This is a genomic window from Pseudomonas cremoricolorata DSM 17059 = NBRC 16634 (assembly GCF_000425745.1).
GTDB lineage: Bacteria > Pseudomonadota > Gammaproteobacteria > Pseudomonadales > Pseudomonadaceae > Aquipseudomonas > Aquipseudomonas cremoricolorata.
Map to the genome: position 1 here is coordinate 166386 of NZ_AUEA01000007.1, position 17447 is coordinate 183832.

At 64.4% G+C, this 17447-nt stretch carries 18 protein-coding genes; 10 read left to right on the forward strand and 8 right to left on the reverse strand.

Annotated features, from left to right (window positions below; genetic code table 11):
- The first annotated feature begins 16 nt into the window (after nucleotides 1-16).
- From trhO to H618_RS0109445, 5 genes are all read left to right on the forward strand, one after another.
- A complete protein-coding gene (gene trhO / locus H618_RS0109425) occupies nucleotides 17-949 on the forward strand; it encodes an oxygen-dependent tRNA uridine(34) hydroxylase TrhO (RefSeq protein ID WP_028694839.1) in 933 nt (310 codons plus the stop codon).
- A gap of 3 nt (nucleotides 950-952) precedes the next feature.
- Nucleotides 953-1585 carry a DsbA family protein gene (locus H618_RS0109430; RefSeq protein ID WP_028694840.1) on the forward strand — a complete coding sequence of 211 codons (633 nt, stop codon included), beginning with the start codon at nucleotides 953-955 and terminating at the stop codon, nucleotides 1583-1585.
- Nucleotides 1578-3407, forward strand: coding sequence for an ABC transporter ATP-binding protein (locus H618_RS0109435; protein WP_028694841.1), 1830 nt, complete (start codon nucleotides 1578-1580; stop codon nucleotides 3405-3407). The genes H618_RS0109430 and H618_RS0109435 overlap by 8 nt, the downstream gene beginning before the upstream one ends.
- Before the next feature lie 139 nt (nucleotides 3408-3546).
- The gene (locus H618_RS0109440; RefSeq protein ID WP_028694842.1) at nucleotides 3547-6003 is read left to right on the forward strand and encodes an EAL domain-containing protein; all 2457 of its coding nucleotides are present in this window, start codon (nucleotides 3547-3549) and stop codon (nucleotides 6001-6003) included.
- Between the two features lie 40 nt (nucleotides 6004-6043).
- Nucleotides 6044-6832, forward strand: a complete 789-nt coding sequence (locus tag H618_RS0109445) for an iron-containing redox enzyme family protein (protein WP_028694843.1) — start codon at nucleotides 6044-6046, stop codon at nucleotides 6830-6832.
- Between the two features lie 13 nt (nucleotides 6833-6845).
- On the opposite strand, the gene H618_RS0109450 is transcribed toward H618_RS0109445, so the two are convergent.
- Nucleotides 6846-7703 carry a DUF6279 family lipoprotein gene (locus tag H618_RS0109450; RefSeq protein ID WP_028694844.1) on the reverse strand — a complete coding sequence of 286 codons (858 nt, stop codon included), beginning with the start codon at nucleotides 7701-7703 and terminating at the stop codon, nucleotides 6846-6848.
- Between the two features lie 133 nt (nucleotides 7704-7836).
- Here H618_RS0109450 and H618_RS0109455 point away from each other — a divergent pair, with 133 nt between their 5' ends.
- Nucleotides 7837-8673, forward strand: a complete 837-nt coding sequence (locus H618_RS0109455) for a CvfB family protein (protein WP_028694845.1) — start codon at nucleotides 7837-7839, stop codon at nucleotides 8671-8673.
- Here the strand turns inward: H618_RS0109455 and H618_RS0109460 are convergent, their stop codons facing one another.
- Entirely contained in the window at nucleotides 8674-9054 is a 381-nt protein-coding gene (locus tag H618_RS0109460; protein WP_028694846.1) for a hypothetical protein, read from the reverse strand.
- 195 nt (nucleotides 9055-9249) lie between these two features.
- Here H618_RS0109460 and H618_RS22410 point away from each other — a divergent pair, with 195 nt between their 5' ends.
- Nucleotides 9250-9426 (forward strand): CsbD family protein, encoded by a 177-nt coding sequence (locus tag H618_RS22410; protein WP_081673746.1) that lies wholly within the window; start codon nucleotides 9250-9252, stop codon nucleotides 9424-9426.
- Nucleotides 9427-9603: 177 nt separating this feature from the next.
- The gene (locus H618_RS21505) at nucleotides 9604-10602 is read left to right on the forward strand and encodes a YihY/virulence factor BrkB family protein (protein WP_245586764.1); all 999 of its coding nucleotides are present in this window, start codon (nucleotides 9604-9606) and stop codon (nucleotides 10600-10602) included.
- 27 nt (nucleotides 10603-10629) lie between these two features.
- Here H618_RS21505 and H618_RS0109475 read toward each other — a convergent pair whose 3' ends face one another.
- Together H618_RS0109475 and H618_RS0109480 are read right to left on the reverse strand one after the other, a co-directional pair.
- Nucleotides 10630-11043, reverse strand: coding sequence for a GNAT family N-acetyltransferase (locus tag H618_RS0109475; protein WP_028694847.1), 414 nt, complete (start codon nucleotides 11041-11043; stop codon nucleotides 10630-10632).
- 35 nt (nucleotides 11044-11078) lie between these two features.
- Complete coding sequence (locus H618_RS0109480) at nucleotides 11079-11390, reverse strand: Mpo1-like protein (RefSeq protein ID WP_028694848.1); 312 nt, start codon at nucleotides 11388-11390, stop codon at nucleotides 11079-11081.
- Nucleotides 11391-11516: 126 nt separating this feature from the next.
- Between H618_RS0109480 and H618_RS0109485 the strand changes: the two genes are divergently transcribed.
- Nucleotides 11517-12557, forward strand: a complete 1041-nt coding sequence (locus H618_RS0109485) for an AraC family transcriptional regulator (RefSeq protein ID WP_028694849.1) — start codon at nucleotides 11517-11519, stop codon at nucleotides 12555-12557.
- Here H618_RS0109485 and H618_RS0109490 read toward each other — a convergent pair.
- The gene (locus tag H618_RS0109490; RefSeq protein WP_028694850.1) at nucleotides 12514-13968 is read right to left on the reverse strand and encodes a TrkH family potassium uptake protein; all 1455 of its coding nucleotides are present in this window, start codon (nucleotides 13966-13968) and stop codon (nucleotides 12514-12516) included. The two genes, H618_RS0109485 and H618_RS0109490, sit on opposite strands and share 44 nt — an antisense overlap.
- A 132-nt stretch (nucleotides 13969-14100) precedes the next feature.
- On the opposite strand from H618_RS0109490, the gene H618_RS0109495 reads away from it, so the two are divergent.
- Nucleotides 14101-14658 carry a nitroreductase family protein gene (locus H618_RS0109495; RefSeq protein WP_028694851.1) on the forward strand — a complete coding sequence of 186 codons (558 nt, stop codon included), beginning with the start codon at nucleotides 14101-14103 and terminating at the stop codon, nucleotides 14656-14658.
- A gap of 148 nt (nucleotides 14659-14806) precedes the next feature.
- Here H618_RS0109495 and H618_RS0109500 read toward each other — a convergent pair whose 3' ends face one another.
- The 3 genes from H618_RS0109500 to H618_RS0109510 form a co-directional block, all read right to left on the reverse strand.
- Nucleotides 14807-16132 (reverse strand): sensor histidine kinase, encoded by a 1326-nt coding sequence (locus tag H618_RS0109500; RefSeq protein ID WP_028694852.1) that lies wholly within the window; start codon nucleotides 16130-16132, stop codon nucleotides 14807-14809.
- 66 nt (nucleotides 16133-16198) lie between these two features.
- Complete coding sequence (locus tag H618_RS0109505; protein ID WP_028694853.1) at nucleotides 16199-16615, reverse strand: Spy/CpxP family protein refolding chaperone; 417 nt, start codon at nucleotides 16613-16615, stop codon at nucleotides 16199-16201.
- A 129-nt stretch (nucleotides 16616-16744) separates the two neighbouring features.
- Complete coding sequence (locus H618_RS0109510; RefSeq protein ID WP_028694854.1) at nucleotides 16745-17422, reverse strand: response regulator transcription factor; 678 nt, start codon at nucleotides 17420-17422, stop codon at nucleotides 16745-16747.
- Between the last annotated feature and the right edge of the window lie 25 nt (nucleotides 17423-17447).

The following is a 17447-nucleotide window of genomic DNA, read 5'->3' on the forward strand; positions in this document are numbered from 1 at the left end:
CTGGAGAAGCAAGAGCATGTCCCAAGCTATCGTCGTGGCGGCGCTGTACAAGTTCGTCACCCTGGAAGATTACGTCGAGTTGCGTGAGCCGCTGCTGGCCTGCATGAATCAGCATGGCGTCAAGGGCACGCTGCTGCTGGCCCTGGAAGGCATCAATGGCACGGTGTCGGGCAGCCGCGAAGGCATCGATGGCCTGCTCGCCTGGCTGCGCAACGACCCGCGCCTGGTCGACATCGACCACAAGGAAAGCTACTGCGACGAGCAGCCGTTCTACCGCACCAAGGTCAAGCTCAAGAAAGAGATCGTCACCCTCGGCGTGCCGGGCGTGGACCCCAACCATACGGTCGGCACCTACGTCGAGCCCAAGGACTGGAACGCGCTGATCAGCGACCCTGAAGTGCTGCTGATCGACACCCGCAACGATTACGAAGTGGCCATCGGCACCTTCCAGGGCGCGGTCGACCCCAAGACCGAATCGTTCCGCGAGTTTCCCGACTACATCAAGGCCCACTTCGACCCCAGCAAGCACAAGAAGGTGGCGATGTTCTGCACCGGCGGCATTCGTTGCGAGAAGGCCTCCAGCTACATGCTCGGCGAAGGCTTCGAAGAGGTCTATCATCTCAAGGGCGGCATCCTTAAATACTTCGAGGAAGTGCCCCAGGAAGACAGCCTGTGGCAAGGCGACTGCTTCGTGTTCGACAACCGCGTGACGGTGCGTCACGACCTCAGCGAAGGCGAATACGACCAGTGCCATGCCTGCCGCCATCCAGTCGACGCCGCCGACCGTGAGTCCCCGCATTACTCACCTGGCGTCAGTTGCCCGCATTGCTGGGACACCCTGAGCGAGAAAACCCGACGCAGCGCCATCGACCGGCAAAAGCAGATCGAGCTGGCCAAGGCCCGCAACCTGCCGCACCCGATTGGTTTCAACTACAAAGCCGAGGCCTGAGCCATGACTGCACGCCTGCTCTACGTGATGGACCCGATGTGCTCCTGGTGCTGGGGTTTCGCCCCGGTGGCCGAGGCGCTGATCGCCCAGGCCGCGGCCGCAGGCGTGTCGACGCACATCGTGCCCGGAGGGCTGCGCCGCGGCGCCGGCGCGCTGGATGCCGCCACCCGCGGCTATATCCTCGAACACTGGCAGGCGGTGAGTGACGCCACCGGACAGACCTTCCGCTTCGAAGGCGCCATGCCCGACGGCTTCGTGTACGACACCGAGCCTGCCTGCCGCGCGCTGGTCGCTGCCCGAGCGATCGAGCCGGGCTGGGTCTGGCCGTTGCTGGCAGCCATGCAGCAGGCGTTCTACCAGCAGGGCCAGGACATCACCCGCGCCCCGCAACTGGTGGAGCTGGCCGAGCAGGTGGGGCTCGAGCGCAGCGGCTTTGCCGAGGCGTTCAACAGCGACGCCATCCGCGCCGCGACCGAAGCCGACTTCACCTGGGTACAGAGCCTGGGCATCGCCGGCTTTCCCACCTTGCTGGCCGAGCGCAATGGCCAACTGGCCTTGCTGACCAACGGCTATCAGCCCCTCGAACACTTGGCCCCGCTGCTGGCCCGTTGGCTGCAACAGGCTGCCTGTGCTTGACCTGCCCGGCTCGCCCGAGCCCGTCGCGCCCGCGCCGCCCGCCGCTGACCGGCTGAGCTGGAAGGAAATCCGCCGTCTAGCCCTGCTGCGGCGCAAGCGTCTGTGGACCGCCAACCTGGTGGCGGTGCTGGCAGCCTGCTGCAGCGTGCCGATCCCGTTACTGCTGCCGCTGCTGGTCGATGAAGTGCTGCTGCACAACGGCGACACCGCGCTGCAGTGGATGAACCGACTGCTGCCCGACAGTTGGCAGGTGGCGGCCGGCTATATCGGCCTGATGCTACTGCTGACCGCGCTGTTGCGCCTGGGAGCGCTGGCCTGCAACGTGCTGCAGGCCAAGCTGTTCGCCGGGCTGGCCAAGGACATCGTGTACCGCTTGCGTATACGCCTGATCGAACGGCTCAAGCGGATCTCCCTCAAGGAATACGAAAGCCTGGGCAGCGGCACGGTCACCACGCACCTGGTGACCGACCTCGACACCCTGGACAAATTCGTCGGCGAGACCCTCAGCCGCTTTCTGGTCGCCACGGTCACTCTGGTCGGTATCGCCGCCATTCTGGTGTGGATGCAATGGCAGCTGGCGCTGCTGATCCTGTTGTTCAACCCCCTGGTGATCTACCTCACCGTGCAGTTGGGCAAACGCGTCAAGCACCTCAAGCGCCTGGAGAACGACAGCACCGGGCGCTTCACCCAGGCGCTGGCCGAAACCCTGGAAGGTATTCAGGAAATCCGTGCCGGCAACCGACAGGGCTACTTCCTCGGTCGCCTCGGCGTGCGCGCCCGGGAAGTGCGCGATTTTGCCAGTGCTTCGCAGTGGAAGAGCGATGCCAGCGGACGCGCCAGCGGCTTGTTGTTCCAGTTCGGCATCGACATCTTCCGCGCCGCGGCCATGCTCACCGTGGTCTTCTCCGACCTGTCCATCGGCCAGATGCTGGCGGTGTTCAGCTACCTGTGGTTCATGATCGGTCCGGTCGAGCAACTGCTCAATCTGCAATACGCCTACTACGCCGCCGATGGCGCACTGGGCCGGGTCAACGAACTGTTGGCGCGTGCCGACGAACCGCAGTACGCCGCCGCCAGCGACCCGTTCGCCAACCGCGACACGGTCGGTATCGAGGTGCGTGACCTGCGCTTCGCCTACGCCGGCGAGCCGGTGCTCGACCACCTCGACCTGTCCATCGCGGCGGGCGAGAAAGTGGCCATCGTCGGCGCCAGCGGCGGCGGCAAGAGCACCCTGGTGCAGCTGCTGCTGGGCTTGTACAGCGCCCAGGCCGGTAGCATTCGCTTCGGCGGCGCCAGCTTGCAGGAGATCGGCCTCGATAACCTGCGCGAAAACGTCGCCGTGGTGTTGCAGCACCCCTCGCTGTTCAATGACACCGTGCGCGCCAACCTGACCATGGGCCGCGACTGCACCGACCAGGCCTGCTGGCAGGCGCTGCAGATCGCTCAGCTCGACAGCACCATCGCCGCCTTGCCCGATGGCCTGGACAGCGTGGTCGGCCGTTCTGGCGTGCGCTTGTCTGGCGGCCAGCGCCAGCGCCTGGCGATTGCCCGGATGATTCTTGCCCAGCCGAAAGTGGTGATTCTCGACGAAGCCACCTCGGCATTGGATGCGGCCACCGAGTACAACCTGCACCTGGCTATGGCGCAGTTCCTCAGTGGCCGCACCACGCTGATCATCGCCCACCGCCTGTCGGCGGTGAAACAGGCTGATCGGGTGCTGGTGTTCGATGGCGGGCGGGTGGCCGAGGATGGCGACCATCAGCAGCTGATCGCCGAAGGCGGGCTGTATGCCAAGCTGTATGGGCATTTGCAGCAGAGCTGAAGGCTGATTGCGCCGTGCAGGGGGCGGTAGCGGCAGGTTCCGCGCGGCCCATGCGAAATTGCTCGCGGCGATTGCAAATGTCCTACGCTGTGCCCTGTCAGGCCAATTCCGCGCCCTGGCGGCCGCAGTGGGAAGCGATATGCAAGGAAATCGCACGCAGGGGGCAAGCAAGCTGCTGGGCATCATCTGGCCGTTCATCGCCGTGGTGGTGTTTCAGGTGCTGCTGGGCAGCGCCAGCCTTTATGCCATGTCGGCGATGCGTGCCTATGTGGCCGGGGAAAGCCTGTGGTCCAAGGCGCAGAAAGATGCCATCTATTACCTCAGCCTGTATGTCGAAACCCGCGACCCGCGTCATCTGCAACGCTACCGCCAGGCAACCGTGGTGCCGCGCGGCGACCGCGCCATGCGCGCGGCGCTGGATCTGTCGCCGCCCGACCTGAGGGCGGCTCGCGAGGGCATCCTGCAAGGCGGCAACCACCCCGACGATGTCACCCGCATCATCTGGTTCTATCAGTACTTCAGCGGCATCAGCTACATGCAGCGCGCCGTGGACTACTGGGACACCGGCGACCGTTACCTGAGCCAGCTCGACACCCTCGCCCAGGACATGCGCAGCGCCTTCGCCGATGGCCCGCCCAGCGCCGAGCAGGAGGCCTACTGGCGCAACCGCATCGTCGCCCTCAACGAAGGCGTCACCCCGGCGGCGAAAGCCTTCAGCGATGCGCTGGGCGAGGGCTCGCGCATGCTCTTGCGCGGCCTGCTGATCACCAACCTGGTGACCGCGCTGTTCCTCATCACCATGGCCTGGCGGCGTTCCAGCAAGCTGCTGCGCCAGCGGCAGATGATCGCGGCGGCCCTGGAGCTTGAGAAGGAGCGGGCGCAGATCACCTTGGCCTCGATCGGTGATGCGGTGATCACCACCGATGTCGAGGGCGGGATCGCCTACATGAATCCGGCAGCCGAACAGCTCACCCATTGGCAGGCCGAACAGGCCCAGGGCCTGCCCCTGGCCGCGTTGTTCAGCCTGCTCGACGAAAGCGCTGCACACGATGGCCGCAGTCTGGTCGAGCAAGTGCTCAGCGGTAGCCTGCTGGCAGGCGGCGAACATGCACGGCTGGTGCAGCGGCTCGATGGCAGCAGCGTGTCGGTGAACCTGGTCGGCTCGCCGATCATCGCCGACGGGCAGGTCAGCGGTATCGTGCTGGTGCTGCATGACATGACCCAGGAGCGCCAGTACATCGCCAACCTTTCGTGGCAGGCCACCCATGACGCCCTCACCGGGCTGGCCAACCGCCGCGAGTTCGAATACCGCCTGGAGCAGATCCTCAACGCCCAGGCGCGGCTAAGCGGGCGCCACTCGCTGATGTTCCTCGACCTCGATCAGTTCAAGCTGGTCAACGACACCAGTGGCCACGCAGCCGGCGATGAGCTGCTGCGGCATATCTGCGCGGTGCTGCAGGCCGGGCTGCGCGAGGGCGACACTCTGGCCCGGCTGGGCGGCGACGAGTTCGGTGTGTTGCTGGAGAACTGCCCGCCCGAGCAGGCCGAGCGCATCGCCGAACAGCTGCGCCAGGCCGTACAGAGCCTGCAGTTCGTGTGGAAGGGCAGGGCCTTTCAGACCACCATCAGTATTGGCCTGGTGCACATCACGGCGCTGCCCGGCACCCTGGAAGCCTCGCTGCGCGCCGCCGACATGGCGTGCTACATGGCCAAGGAAAAGGGCCGCAACCGCGTGCATGTGTACCACGCCGACGACACCGAGCTGTCGCTGCGTTTCGGCGAGATGGCCTGGATCCAGCGCCTGCACGTGGCGCTGGAAGAAAACCGTTTCACTCTCTACGCCCAGGAAATCGCCCCGCTCAAGGCCGACGATGGGCCGGGCCACATCGAGATCCTTCTGCGCCTGCGCGATGAAAGCGGGCGCATGATCCTGCCCGACAGCTTCATTCCAGCCGCCGAGCGCTACGGGTTGATCACCGCCCTCGACCGCTGGGTGGTGCTCAACGTGTTCAAGGTCATCCAGCAATGCATGCACACCTCCCCCAAACAAGCGCTGGCGATGTGTGCGATCAACCTGTCGGGTTCGAGCATTGGCGATGAGCAGTTCCTCGACTACTTGCAGCAGTTGTTCGCCAAATACCGCGTGCCGCCGCAGATGATCTGCTTCGAGATCACCGAAACCACGGCCATCACCAACCTGGGCAGCGCGATTCGCTTCATCAATGACCTCAAGGGGCTTGGCTGCCGCTTTTCCCTGGACGACTTCTGCGCCGGCATGTCGTCGTTCGCCTACCTCAAGCACTTGCCGGTGGATTTCCTCAAGATCGATGGCAGCTTCGTCAAGGACATGCTTGATGATCCGATCAACCGGGCTATGGTGGAGGTGATCAACCACATCGGCCATGTCATGGGCAAACGCACCATCGCCGAATTCGTCGAAACACCGCTGATCGAGCAGGCCTTGCAGGATATCGGCGTGGATTATGCACAAGGTTATGTGATCGAACGGCCGCAGGCGTTCACCTGCGACACTCTGCAGCGTCAGCGCAAGACCGCCAGCCCGGCGATCCAACGTGCCCCCGGCACTTTGCGTTGAACTGCGTATACCTATGCCTCTGGCAACCAAGGAGCTGAAAGTGATCGACGGATTCGTTCGGGTTGGGCCATTGATGGACCCCACCAGTTATCCAGTCTGGGCCCAGCAGATGCTTGAAGACTGCCGGGAAAGCAAACGCCGGGTGGTCGAGCACGAGTTCTACCGACGCTTGCGCGATGGCAGCCTGCGCGCCAGCACGGTGCGCCAGTTCCTCATCGGCGGCTGGCCGGTGGTCGAGCAGTTCTCCCTGTACATGGCGCACAACCTGGGCAAGACCCGCTACGCTCGCCACCCCGGTGAAGACCTGGCGCGGCGCTGGCTGATGCGCAACATTCGCGTCGAACTCAACCATGCCGACTACTGGGTGAACTGGTGCCAGGCCCACGGGGTACATCTGCACGACTTGCAGGAACAGGACGTGCCGCCGCAGCTGCATGCGCTCAACGACTGGTGCTGGCGAGTCTGCACCACCGAGTCGCTGGCCGTGGCCATGGCCGCCACCAACTACGCCATCGAGGGTGCCACGGGTGAGTGGTCGGCAGTGGTCTGCGCCGAGGGCGTGTATGCCGAAGGCTTCCCGGAAGAGCAACGCAAGCGCGCCATGAAGTGGCTGAAGATGCACGCCCAGTACGACGATGCGCACCCGTGGGAAGCGCTGGAAATCATCTGCACCCTGGTTGGCGAGCAACCCTCGCAGGCGCTGCGCACGGAACTGCGCAAGGCCATCTGCAAAAGCTACGACTGCATGTTCCAGTTCCTTGAATGCTGCATGCAGCTTGAACAGCAGCACTCGGGGCGGGCACGGCCGGCGGCGCTGGCCGCCGGTTGAGGCGCCGCGGCGCTCAGGACTTCAGGCATTTGAGTTGGCTGAAGTCCTGGCGCACCTGGCCCAGTTTGTTCTGCAGCTGCTGACGCTGGGCCGGGGTGCTTTGCTGCACCAGGTCGACGATCAGGCTGCGCGCCTCGCGTTCGGTGTTCTCGAAGGCGGCCTGGTACTGCGGTGTCCACAGGCTTTCCTTGTGTTGCAGCAGCTGCGCGACGCGCGCCGGGAAATCAGCCTGCTGGCGGTCCTGCACGGCCCGTAGCAGTTGCTGCTGCCAGTGTTCACGGTTGGCGATCCATTGGCTGTTCTGGTCACCCAGGGCCTGCGACCATTGCGTCACCCGCGCCCGCTGCGCCGGGCTGAGCGGCCCCAGCCACGGTTTCAGGCGCTTTTGCATGCGTTGTGCGCGGCTGCTCACCTGTTCGGCCAGCGGCGTATCGACGTATTCGGCCTGGCGTTCGCGGATGTCATTGGCAAACGCCACCCGCATCTCTTCGACCTGGCTGTCGCTCATGCCTGTCAGCAGCTCGACCGCCGAGGGCGTCACCGCTTCGCTGAGGCGAGCGATAGCCTCACGCGCTTCGTCGCTGCGCTGACGCAGGTTCGATTCGGTGACTTGATCGTCGGCGACCATTTGCTGCAGTTGGTCGAGCCACTGCAGATACCCCGGCAGTTGCGTCTGGCAGTGCCAGGCCAGGTGCTGCTTGAGCCGTTCGTCGAACCAGCGCTTCTGCTCGCGGTTCATGTTCAGGTAGCTGTCGAGCGACCACGGCACCAGCACGTCGAGGTTGCGGTAGGCCAGGTCAATGCGCGTGCAGGCGCTGCACAGCAGCAACAGCAGCAGCGATACCAGCAGCGTGCGCAGGCGTTCAGGCATGGGGGCGATCCTTGCAATGGCTGACAGGGTGGTAGAGGCGTCGCTCGCTCGCAGGTTCCGTGCAAGGGCCGATTGGCAGCAGCCACGGGTTGCGGTGCTAGAATGAGCGCCTTGTCTCGAGGATCAGCGAAAAATGGCTCTGCTTGGCCGCTTCAACAGCTTGCAAATCGTTAAACATACTGACTTTGGCCTGTACCTGGATGGCGGCGCGGACGGCGAGATCCTCCTGCCCCGGCGCTACATTCCCAAGGACACCCCCACGGAGGAGGAAGACTGGCTCAACGTTTTCCTCTACCTGGACAGCGAAGACAAGCTGATCGCCACCACCGAAAGACCCAAGGTGCAGGTGGGCGAGTTCGCCAGCCTCAAGGTCAAGGACATCAACGGCGCAGGGATCTTCCTCGACTGGGGCCTGCCCAAGGACCTGCTCATGCCGTATTCGGAAGAGTCGCGGCCGCTGAAAATCGGCGAGTATTGCGTGGTGCATGCCTACCTCGACAAGCGCACCCGGCGCATCACCGCCACCGCCCGCCTGGACCGCTACCTCGATCTCACCCCGGCCAATTACCAGGTCGGCCAGGCCGTCGAGCTGCTGGTGGCCGGGGAAACCCCGATGGGTTTCAAAGCCATCATCAACAATCGTCATTGGGGCCTGATCCACAAGAACGAGGTGTTCAAGTTCCTCCGCTCGGGCATGCGCGAGCAGGGCTATATCAAGGAACTGCGCGGTGACGGCAAGATCGCCCTGAGCCTGCAACCGGTCGGTCAGGCGCTGGCCGACGGTTTGCAGGCGCAGATCATGGCGCGCCTCGAGGCCGCAGGCGGCATGCTCGAGGTCTGCGACAAGAGCGACCCGCAGGTGATCAGCCAGCTGTTCAACGTCAGCAAGGGCAATTTCAAGAAAGCCATCGGCGCGTTGTTCAAGCAGGGCCTGATCGTCATCCATGACGATCGCATCGAGAAGGCCTGATCAGTCCTGCACGAAACCGCTGAAGTCCAGTTGCTCGCCACCCGGACGGGTGTCGCGCAACCGTGAATCGCGGTCGGCGCTCAGCGCCAGGCTGATGGTCGAGCGCCGCTTGCCCGGTTTGCGCACTTCCAGTTGCTCGAGGTGCGCACGCAGGTAGTTGATCGGCACCTTGATGTGCTGCAGCGTGTCGTCTTCGGGGGAGTGCAGCAGCAGGTTGACCCAGTCAGGCTGGCCTTTGCGCAACAGCGCCACCGGCACTTCGAACCACCAGAGGTTGCGTTTGCCGTCGAGAATGGCGAACAGGGTGTTGTCGCGGGTCAGCACCGGGCGGGTCAGCTCGGCATTGCGGCGTTCGATGGCAGCGGGTTTATCGAGTTTCATGCATGTTCCTGCGGGTTGACGCTTCAAAGAGCCGGCATTGTGCGGGGCTGGCTCTGGCCCGGCAAGCGCCGCTGCAACGGCCTGAAACAACCGCTCGCGCAGTGGGGCAAAAAAACATGAAACCTTTGCAAACGCGGCCAAGTCCACTGATTGTCGACACGGTGAGCGTGTCTTTTAATGTTCAGGAGATCTGCCATGAGCGGTACTGGTGACAAAATCAAAGGCACGGCGAATGAAGTTGCGGGCAAAGTCAAACAAGGCGTCGGCAAGGCTGTCGACAGCGACAAGATGCAAGTCGAAGGCGCTGCCCAGGAAACCAAGGGCAAGGCGCAGAAAGTCGTCGGCGACGTCAAGGACGCCGTGAAGAAGTAAGCGTCGTAGTCTTCACTGAACAAGGGCCGCATTGCGGCCCTTGTTCGTATCTGGCATAAGCCGGCGTCGCATTGAGCTGAGCACTTATAGCCTGCGCGCTGTCTATTGCCCTGTTACCTATTATCAGGCCATCCGGTGGGTCTGCCCCATGATGATCAAGCGACGAAAGGAGACGCTATGATTTTCCCCGTCCTGCAAGGCCTGCCCCTGCACCGCGTGCTGATCCGCACGGTCAATGAATTTCTTGACGACGAAATGCCAACCTACGCCTCGGCGTTGGCGTACCAGATGTTGTTCTCGCTGTTCCCGTTCCTGCTGTTCCTGATCGCCCTGATCGGTTTCCTGCACCTGCCGGACTTCTTCTCCTGGCTGCGCCTGCAAACCGAACTGGTGCTGCCGCCGCAGGCGCTGGAGTCGATCAATCCGGTCATCGACCAGTTGCAGCAATCGAAAGGTGGGCTGGTGTCGGTGGGTATCGTCATTGCCCTGTGGACGGCGTCTGCCGGCGTGCGGCTGATGATGAGCGCGATGAACGCCGCCTACGATGTGCCCGAAGGCCGGCCGATCTGGAAGCGTATTCCGCTGTCGATCCTCTACACCATAGGGATTGCCGGCATGCTTCTGGCCGCAGCGGCGCTGATGGTGCTGGGCCCGCAGGTGATGGAGTGGATCGCCGCGCAGATCGGCATTCAGGAGTTCATCGTGGTGCTGTGGACGATCCTGCGCTGGCCAGTGATCATCCTGCTGATGATGGTCGCGGTGGCGTTGATGTACTACGTCATGCCCGATGTGAAACAGAAGTTTCGCTTCATCACCCCAGGCTCGGTGCTGGCCGTAGTGGTGTGGATCATCGCCTCGCTGGGCTTTGCCTACTACGTCAAGACCTTCGCCGACTACAACGCCATGTACGGCAGCATCGGTGCGATCATCGTGTTGTTGCTGTACTTCTACATCTCCTCTGCCGTGCTGCTGCTGGGCGCGGAAATGAACGCGGTGATCGAGCACATGTCGGCCGAGGGCAAAGACCCGGGCGAGAAGGAGTTCGACGAAGGCAAGGATGCCGAGCACGTCACCGTGCTGGGCCATACGCGCAAGGTCGATGACGAGGTCGACGCCCAGGACAAGGTCGAAGCGCAGGCCCCTGCGCAAGCCCAACCGCCCCGTCCTGCGCATTGAGCTGAGCCAGGGGAGTGACCGCGCCGCTCACGCCCCTGGGTGATGCAGCGCTACCAGTGCCTTGCTGCGCTGGTAGCGCTGCAGACGGCTGTTCAGCGCTTCGGGCAGCGTGCCGGCCATGGCGAAACCCAGCCCTTCATAGAATCCCTGCAAATCTGGATCACAGAACAGCCAGGTTGGCCCCTGGCTGTGCGCCTGTGCAGCGCCGATCAGCGCCCGCGCGATGCCTTGGCCGCGCCGGGCCGGGTCGACGAACAGCCCGGTCAGCCAGTGGCCCTCGGCCAGCGCTGCCAAGCTGAGCCCGGCAATGATCTGCGGACCCCGTGCGACCCATAACTGCGCCTCACCCGACGGGCGCATGGCCGAGCCGTGGGCGCGATAGAACTGCTGCAGCAGACGCCGATGCGCTTGCGCGAGCGGCTCATAGCGGTAGTGGGCCATTGCGGGAGAAGCGGAGAAACTCATTAAACCGATGACTACAGGCTGACTTTGCCGCGCAGGATATCGCGAAACATCGCAAAGTCCGCTATCAGGCTATAGAAGGGATAAGTGAAGGTGGCCGGTCGGTTCTTTTCGAAGAACAAGTGCCCGACCCAGGCGAAGCCATAACCGGCCACGGGTACGGCCAGCAGTACTCGCCAGTTGCCGCTGCCAATGCCATAGGCGAGCAGGGCGATGACCAGCGTGGTGCCGACGAAGTGCAAGCGCCGGCACGTTCTGTCGCGGTGTTCATCGAGGTAATAGGGGTAGAACTCTTTGAAACTCCGAAAACGCGTGGCAGTGCCCATCGGTGCACTCCTGGTCCATGCGGCAAGCGCCGCGAATGCAGTCTAGAGTCATTGTTCAAAGGGGCCAGTGACAATAAGCGCCAATTGAGTATCCTTTGCAATCATCGCAACCGCGGCCAGTCGTTTATGAGTGAAAGAACCACATCGGCCAGTTGGGCCTCGGGTATCGTCAAGGCACTGGAATTGGAAGGGTTGGACTGTCCGGCCATGTTTCGCAGGTTGGGCCTGGATTTCGCCGCCCTCGATGACCCCGATGCGCGTTTTCCGCAGGATGACATGACCCGCTTGTGGCAGTTGGCGGTGGAGTTGTCAGGCAACACCGCCATTGGCCTGAACATGGCCCGGGTGGTGCGCCCGGCCTCGTTTCACGTGGTGGGCTATGCGCTGATGTCCAGCCGCACCCTGGCCGAGGGCTTCGAGCGACTGGTGCGTTACCAGCGCATCATCGCCGAAAGCTCCGACCTCACCTTTACCCTGGGTACACAAGGTTATGCCCTGAGGCTGACTGTGCATGGCGACCACCTGATCCCTACCCGGCACAGTGCCGAAGCCTCGCTGGCCTGTGCCCTGGCCTTGTGTCGCTGGCTCAGCGGGCGGCCGATCGAGCCGCGCCAGGTGCTGGTGCAAGGGCCGCAACCCAAGGACATCGAGCCGTACAAGGCGGCGTTCCACGCGCCGCTGGTCTTCGGCGCCGCACACGATGCGCTGATCTTCGACCCCGTCGACATGGAACTGCCGTTGCCCACGGCCAACGAGGCCATGGCGCTGCTGCACGACCGCTTCGCCGGCGAGTACCTGGCGCGTTTTTCCGGCAGCCGTGTCACTCACCGGGTGCGCCAGGTGCTGTGCCGCATCCTGCCCCAGGGCGAACCGAAACGCGAAACCCTGGCCCAGGCCCTGCATCTGTCTCAGCGCACCTTGCAACGGCGCTTGCAGGAGGAGGGCACCAGTTTCCAGGCGCTGCTCGACGACACCCGCCGCGAGCTGGCCGAGCAGTACCTTGCTCAGCCCGGTACCACCTTGCTGGAAACCGCCTACCTGCTTGGCTTCGCCGACCCGAGCAATTTCTACCGGGCGTTCCGCCGCTGGTTCGACGTCACCCCCAGTGAATACCGCGCGCGGGTCAGTGACGCCAGAACGCCGGCATGCACAACACCAGCACGGTGATGATTTCCAGGCGGCCCAGCAGCATGCCGCCTGCCAGAATCCATTTCGCCGCATCCGGCAGGCTGGCGTAGTTGCCGGCCGGGCCGATCACCTCGCCAAGCCCTGGCCCCACGCCGGACACCGTGCCTGCCGCACCGGTCAGTGCAGTCATCCAGTCGACGCCGAGCAGCGACAGCAGCAGGGCGATGACGCAGATGGTGATGGCGAAGAAGAACGAGAAGGTCAGAATCGAGCGAACGATTTCTTCGTCCAAACGGTGGCCGTTGTACTTCTGCTTGATCACCGCGCGCGGGTGAATCAGCTGGTTGAGGTTGGCCTTGAGCAGAATGTAGGCGACCTGGAAGCGGAAGATCTTGATGCCACCTGCGGTCGAGCCTGAACAGCCGCCGATGAAACCCAGATAGAAGAACAGCATCAGCGAGAAGTTGCCCCACAGGCTGTAGTCGCCCAGGGCAAAGCCGGTGGTGGTGACCACCGAGGTGACGTTCAGCGCCACGTGGCGCAGGGCGTCGAGCCAGTGCAGGTCGGTGGTGGCCCAGTACCAGGTGCCGAGCACCACCCAGGTCGCCACCAGCAGGCCGAGCAAACCCTGCACCTGCTGATCGCGCAGCAGCGCCCCGCGATTGCCGCGCAAGGTCGCCACGTACAGGGTGAAGGGCAGGCTGCCGCAGATCATCACCACCACCGCCACCCAGTGCACCGCGGGGATGTCCCATTTGGCCAGGGACAGGTCGGATGTGGAGAAGCCGCCGGTAGAGATCGCCGACATCGCATGGTTGATGCCATCGAACAGGCTCATGCCGGCCCACCAGAAGGCCAGGCTGCCAAGCACGGTGATGCCGACGTACACCAGCACGATCGACTTGGCGACCATGTGCGAGCGCGGCATGACCTTTTCCGAGCGGTCCGACGATTCGGTCTGGAACAGGCGCATGCCGCCGATACGCAGCAGCGGCAGGATCGCCACGGCCATGGCGATGAAGCCGATGCCGCCCAGCCAGTGCAGCATCGAGCGCCACATAAGGATGCCCGGCGACAGGTGGTCGAGGCCGCTGAGCACCGTGGCGCCAGTGGCGGTGATGCCGGACATGCTTTCGAAGAAGGCGTTGGTGTAGCTGATGTGCTGGGTCAGCAGGAACGGCAGCGCAGCGAAGATGCACACCACCACCCAGCTGCTGACCGTCAGCAGGTACATGTCGCGCGGGCGCAGATGCACGTCTTCGGGCCTGCCCGGAAGCACCAGGGCCAGGCCCGCGCCGAGGGTGATCAGGCTCGACCAGAGGAACGAGGGCAGGTCTTCGGTGCGCTCGAACATCACCAGCGTGGCCATCGGCACGGTCATGCTGACTGCAAGGGTGATGAGGAAAATGCCGATGATGAAACCGAGGATGCGCAGGGTCGGCAACGCCATGTGATGTGCTCTGACTGGACGCGGAAAAGGGCGCCATTCTACCTGCGGGTGGATCGAAGTAAACGGCGCCGCTGCAGGCGGGCGGCGCATGGTGCAGAATGCCCACACCTTTATCAGCCAGGAGGGTAGCCCGTGGAGGCTCTCGACGCTTTGCTCAACCGTGTGTCCGTGGCACGCCTGACCGACCCCGCCCCCAACGACGCCCAGCGCGAAGCGCTGTACCAGGCCGCACTGCGCGCGCCGGACCACGGCCAACTGCGGCCCTGGCGCTTTCTGAGCATCGAGGGCAAGGCCCGCGACGCCCTCGGCGCGTTGTTCGCCGAGGCCTTGCAGGTCAAGGGTGAAGAGCACCCGGCCAAGCTCGAAAAAGCCCGCGCCATGCCGCTGCGCGCGCCGCTGCTGGTGGTGGTGATCGCCACCTTGCACGAGCACCCCAAGGTACCGGCCTCCGAGCAGCGTCTGGCCGCCGGCTGCGCCGCCCACGGCATGCTCATCGCTGCCCACGCCCAGGGTATCGGCGCGGTCTGGCGCACCGGCGAGCTGGCCTTCGACGAACACGTCAATCAGGGCTTGGGCCTGGCCGCCAACGAAGAAGTCATCGGCTACCTGTACCTCGGCACCCCAGTCAACGAACCACGCCAGGCGCCGGTGCTCGATACGGCCGATTTCGTTCAGGTGTGGGGCGAGTGAGGGGGCAGTCGACCGCGCGCTCACTCCTACAACACCTGGACTGCCCCTCAAAACTTGGATAGGTGTCCAATTCTCGTGAGGCAGTCCACATCCCCGTAGGAGCGACGTTAGTCGCGATGGCCGGCAACGCCGGCCCAACCTAGCGCGCCTACACCGGCACCAGCGGCAACTCCAACCGCGCTTCGAAGCCGCCATTGGGGTGGTTGCGCAAATGCAGGTGGCCGCCGTGGCGCTCCACTGCGCGGCGGGCGATGGCCAGGCCCAGGCCATGGCCTGAGGCTTGTTGCCCTGGGGCGCGGAAGAACGGCTCGCCCAGGCGCGGCAAATGCTCTTCGGCCACCCCGGGGCCATGGTCGCGCACGCTGACGATGATCCGCCCTTGCTCGCCGGTGGCGTGCACCTCGACCGGCTGCCCGGGCGGGTTGAAGCGCACCGCGTTGCGCAGCAGGTTGTCCAGCGCCCGCTCGACCAGCACCGGCCAGCCTTGCAGGGTCAGGCCTGGCTCGGCCTGCAGGCGAATGTCCGGCTCATCGCCGCTGAGCAGGGCATCCTTGCGCACACTGCCGAGCAACGCGTTGAGGTCGACCGGCTCGGCGTGGGGCTGTTCGGCATCGACCCGCGCCAGCTCGAGAATTTCGCTGATCAGGTCTTCCAGGCGGTCGCACTCGCGGGCCAGGCGCGGCCACAGCGCCTGGCGCTGTTCGGCGTCGGCCCGCTCGGCCAGCGCCAGGGCGATGCGCAGGCGCGCCAAGGGTGAGCGCAGCTCGTGGGACACGTCACGCAGCAACTGCCGCTGGCTGGCGATCATGCTCTGTAAGCGCGCGCCCATCTTGTTGAAGTCGTTGGCCAGCACGCCGAACTCGTCGCGCCGGCCGGCCAGCCGCGCCAGGCTGGTCTGCTGGTAGCTGGTCTGGCCGAGGTCGTGTACGGCGCCACGCAGGCGGCTCAATGGACGGGTGATCGACAGCGTCACCAGCAGGCTGAACAAGGTCAGCACCACCAGCGCGATACCCAGCGCGCTCAGCGGCCAGAGCAGGCTGTCGCGGTGCCAGGCATCGAGTTCGGGGTGTGGGATGCGGTAGATCAGCAGGTAGGTTTCGTTGCTGGTCGGGCTTGTGTATTCCTGAGTCAGTCGCCGCCACGGCAGGCGCCGGTCGTCGTTGTGCTGACGCGCCTCGAAGTCGGCGGCGCGGCGCGGGAAGGTGCCCGGCACCACGGCTTCGCCGCTGTCATTGAGCACCTGCACGTCGACCTTGTAGCGCTGTTTGCGACGCTCCAGAAAACGCTGCGCGGCGTTGATGCCGTCGCGCTCGTAGCGTTCGGTCCACTCACTGGCCAGCCCGCTCAGGCCTGGATGGCGACTGAGAATCCAGGCGTCCTGGTTGAGCATGTGGCCAAGCAGCAGCGACAGCCCGGCGACCAGGGCGATGGCCAGCCAGAAACTGGCAAGAATGCGCCAGAACAGGGATCGCAAGACGGGCTACCTCCAGTCAACGAAAAAAGCCCGACCCCCTAGAGGGTCGGGCGTGGGGCTGACAGCTTACTGGGCCTTCTTGGCTTTTTCAGCTTTCCAGGTCTGGAACTCTTGCCATTCGGCGGCGCGTGCTGCGCGCTCCTTTTGCATCTCATCGAAGCGCTTTTGCTGCTCAGGCTTGAGCAGGCCGCGGATTTCGCTGTCGGTCTTGTCGTGACGGGCCTTGATCTCGTCGTGCATGGCCTTCTGCTCGGCGGCCGGCAGCTTTTCCAGGTAGCGTTTCTGGATTTCGCGGCCTTCATGCATCTGATCGCGCATCAGTTGGTCGATCTGCTGGCGTTGCTCGCGGGTCAGGTCAAGCTGGGCGAAGGGTGCGCCACCGCGGTGCGGCGGGCCGTCATGGCGCGGACCGCCTTCTGGCATGGCCATGGCGACGGTGGGCAGGGCGGCGGCGAACATCAGGGCGATGAGGGTCTTGCGCATGGTGTCTCTCCTGTCATGGGCCGGCGTTTACCGGATGTGGCCAGTCTAGGGAGGTGGAAGTCAGGCGCAGTCAGGGCAGGGTAAAGGCAGGGTAAAGATCATCCGTTGCCTGCCGCCTGCACCGCTGCGTCACAGGCTGTAGTAGTAGCCGCGACTGCGCAGCGCCACCACCCGCGGGCGGCCATCGGCATGTGGGCCGATCTTGCGCCGCAGGTTGCTGACATGCATGTCCAGGCTGCGGTCGTACAGGGTCAGCTTGCGGCCCAGGGCCAGTTGCGCCAGTTCCTGCTTGTCCAGCGGCTCGCCCGGCTGGCGCAGCAAGGCTTCGAGGATGCGGCTTTCCGAAAGGGTCAGGGTCATTTCCCGCTGGTCGATGCTGGCCACACCGCGTACCGGGCTGAACACCAGATCACCCACTTCGACCTGGGTGGTGGCTGCGGTGGGATGGCTACGGCGCAGCACCGCGCGCAGGCGCGCGGTCAGCTCGCGGGGGTCACAGGGTTTGGCCAGGTAATCGTCGGCGCCCAGTTCAAGACCAAGGATGCGGTCCAGTGGCTCGCCACGGGCCGAGAGCATCAGCACCGGCAGGTCGGTGTGTTCGGTGCGCAGCTGCTTGAGCAGCTCAAGACCACTGCCGTCCGGCAGCATGACATCCAGCACCACCGCCGCCGGCGGCTGCTCGGCCAGGGCCTGACGGGCGCTCTGGCCGTCGTGACAGGCGCGGACCACGAACCCTTCCTGGCTCAGCCAACTGCCGAGCAACTCGCAGAGTTCCTGGTCATCATCAATCAGTAACAGCTCACTCATGGTCTACTCGGCGCGAATCAGGGTT

Excerpts from the sequence above, each read along its gene's own strand:
- H618_RS0109480 (WP_028694848.1), bottom strand. The coding sequence starts at position 11,390 with ATGGGCACTGCCACGCGTTTTCGGAGTTTCAAAGAGTTCTACCCCTAT.
- H618_RS0109510 (WP_028694854.1), bottom strand. The coding sequence starts at position 17,422 with ATGAGTGAGCTGTTACTGATTGATGATGACCAGGAACTCTGCGAGTTG.
- H618_RS22410 (WP_081673746.1), top strand. The coding sequence starts at position 9,250 with ATGAGCGGTACTGGTGACAAAATCAAAGGCACGGCGAATGAAGTTGCG.
- H618_RS0109475 (WP_028694847.1), bottom strand. The coding sequence starts at position 11,043 with ATGGCCCACTACCGCTATGAGCCGCTCGCGCAAGCGCATCGGCGTCTG.
- H618_RS0109455 (WP_028694845.1), top strand. The coding sequence starts at position 7,837 with ATGGCTCTGCTTGGCCGCTTCAACAGCTTGCAAATCGTTAAACATACT.
- trhO (WP_028694839.1), top strand. The coding sequence starts at position 17 with ATGTCCCAAGCTATCGTCGTGGCGGCGCTGTACAAGTTCGTCACCCTG.
- H618_RS0109485 (WP_028694849.1), top strand. The coding sequence starts at position 11,517 with ATGAGTGAAAGAACCACATCGGCCAGTTGGGCCTCGGGTATCGTCAAG.
- H618_RS0109450 (WP_028694844.1), bottom strand. The coding sequence starts at position 7,703 with ATGCCTGAACGCCTGCGCACGCTGCTGGTATCGCTGCTGCTGTTGCTG.
- H618_RS0109430 (WP_028694840.1), top strand. The coding sequence starts at position 953 with ATGACTGCACGCCTGCTCTACGTGATGGACCCGATGTGCTCCTGGTGC.
- H618_RS0109460 (WP_028694846.1), bottom strand. The coding sequence starts at position 9,054 with ATGAAACTCGATAAACCCGCTGCCATCGAACGCCGCAATGCCGAGCTG.
- H618_RS0109490 (WP_028694850.1), bottom strand. The coding sequence starts at position 13,968 with ATGGCGTTGCCGACCCTGCGCATCCTCGGTTTCATCATCGGCATTTTC.
- H618_RS0109505 (WP_028694853.1), bottom strand. The coding sequence starts at position 16,615 with ATGCGCAAGACCCTCATCGCCCTGATGTTCGCCGCCGCCCTGCCCACC.
- H618_RS21505 (WP_245586764.1), top strand. The coding sequence starts at position 9,604 with ATGATTTTCCCCGTCCTGCAAGGCCTGCCCCTGCACCGCGTGCTGATC.
- H618_RS0109440 (WP_028694842.1), top strand. The coding sequence starts at position 3,547 with ATGCAAGGAAATCGCACGCAGGGGGCAAGCAAGCTGCTGGGCATCATC.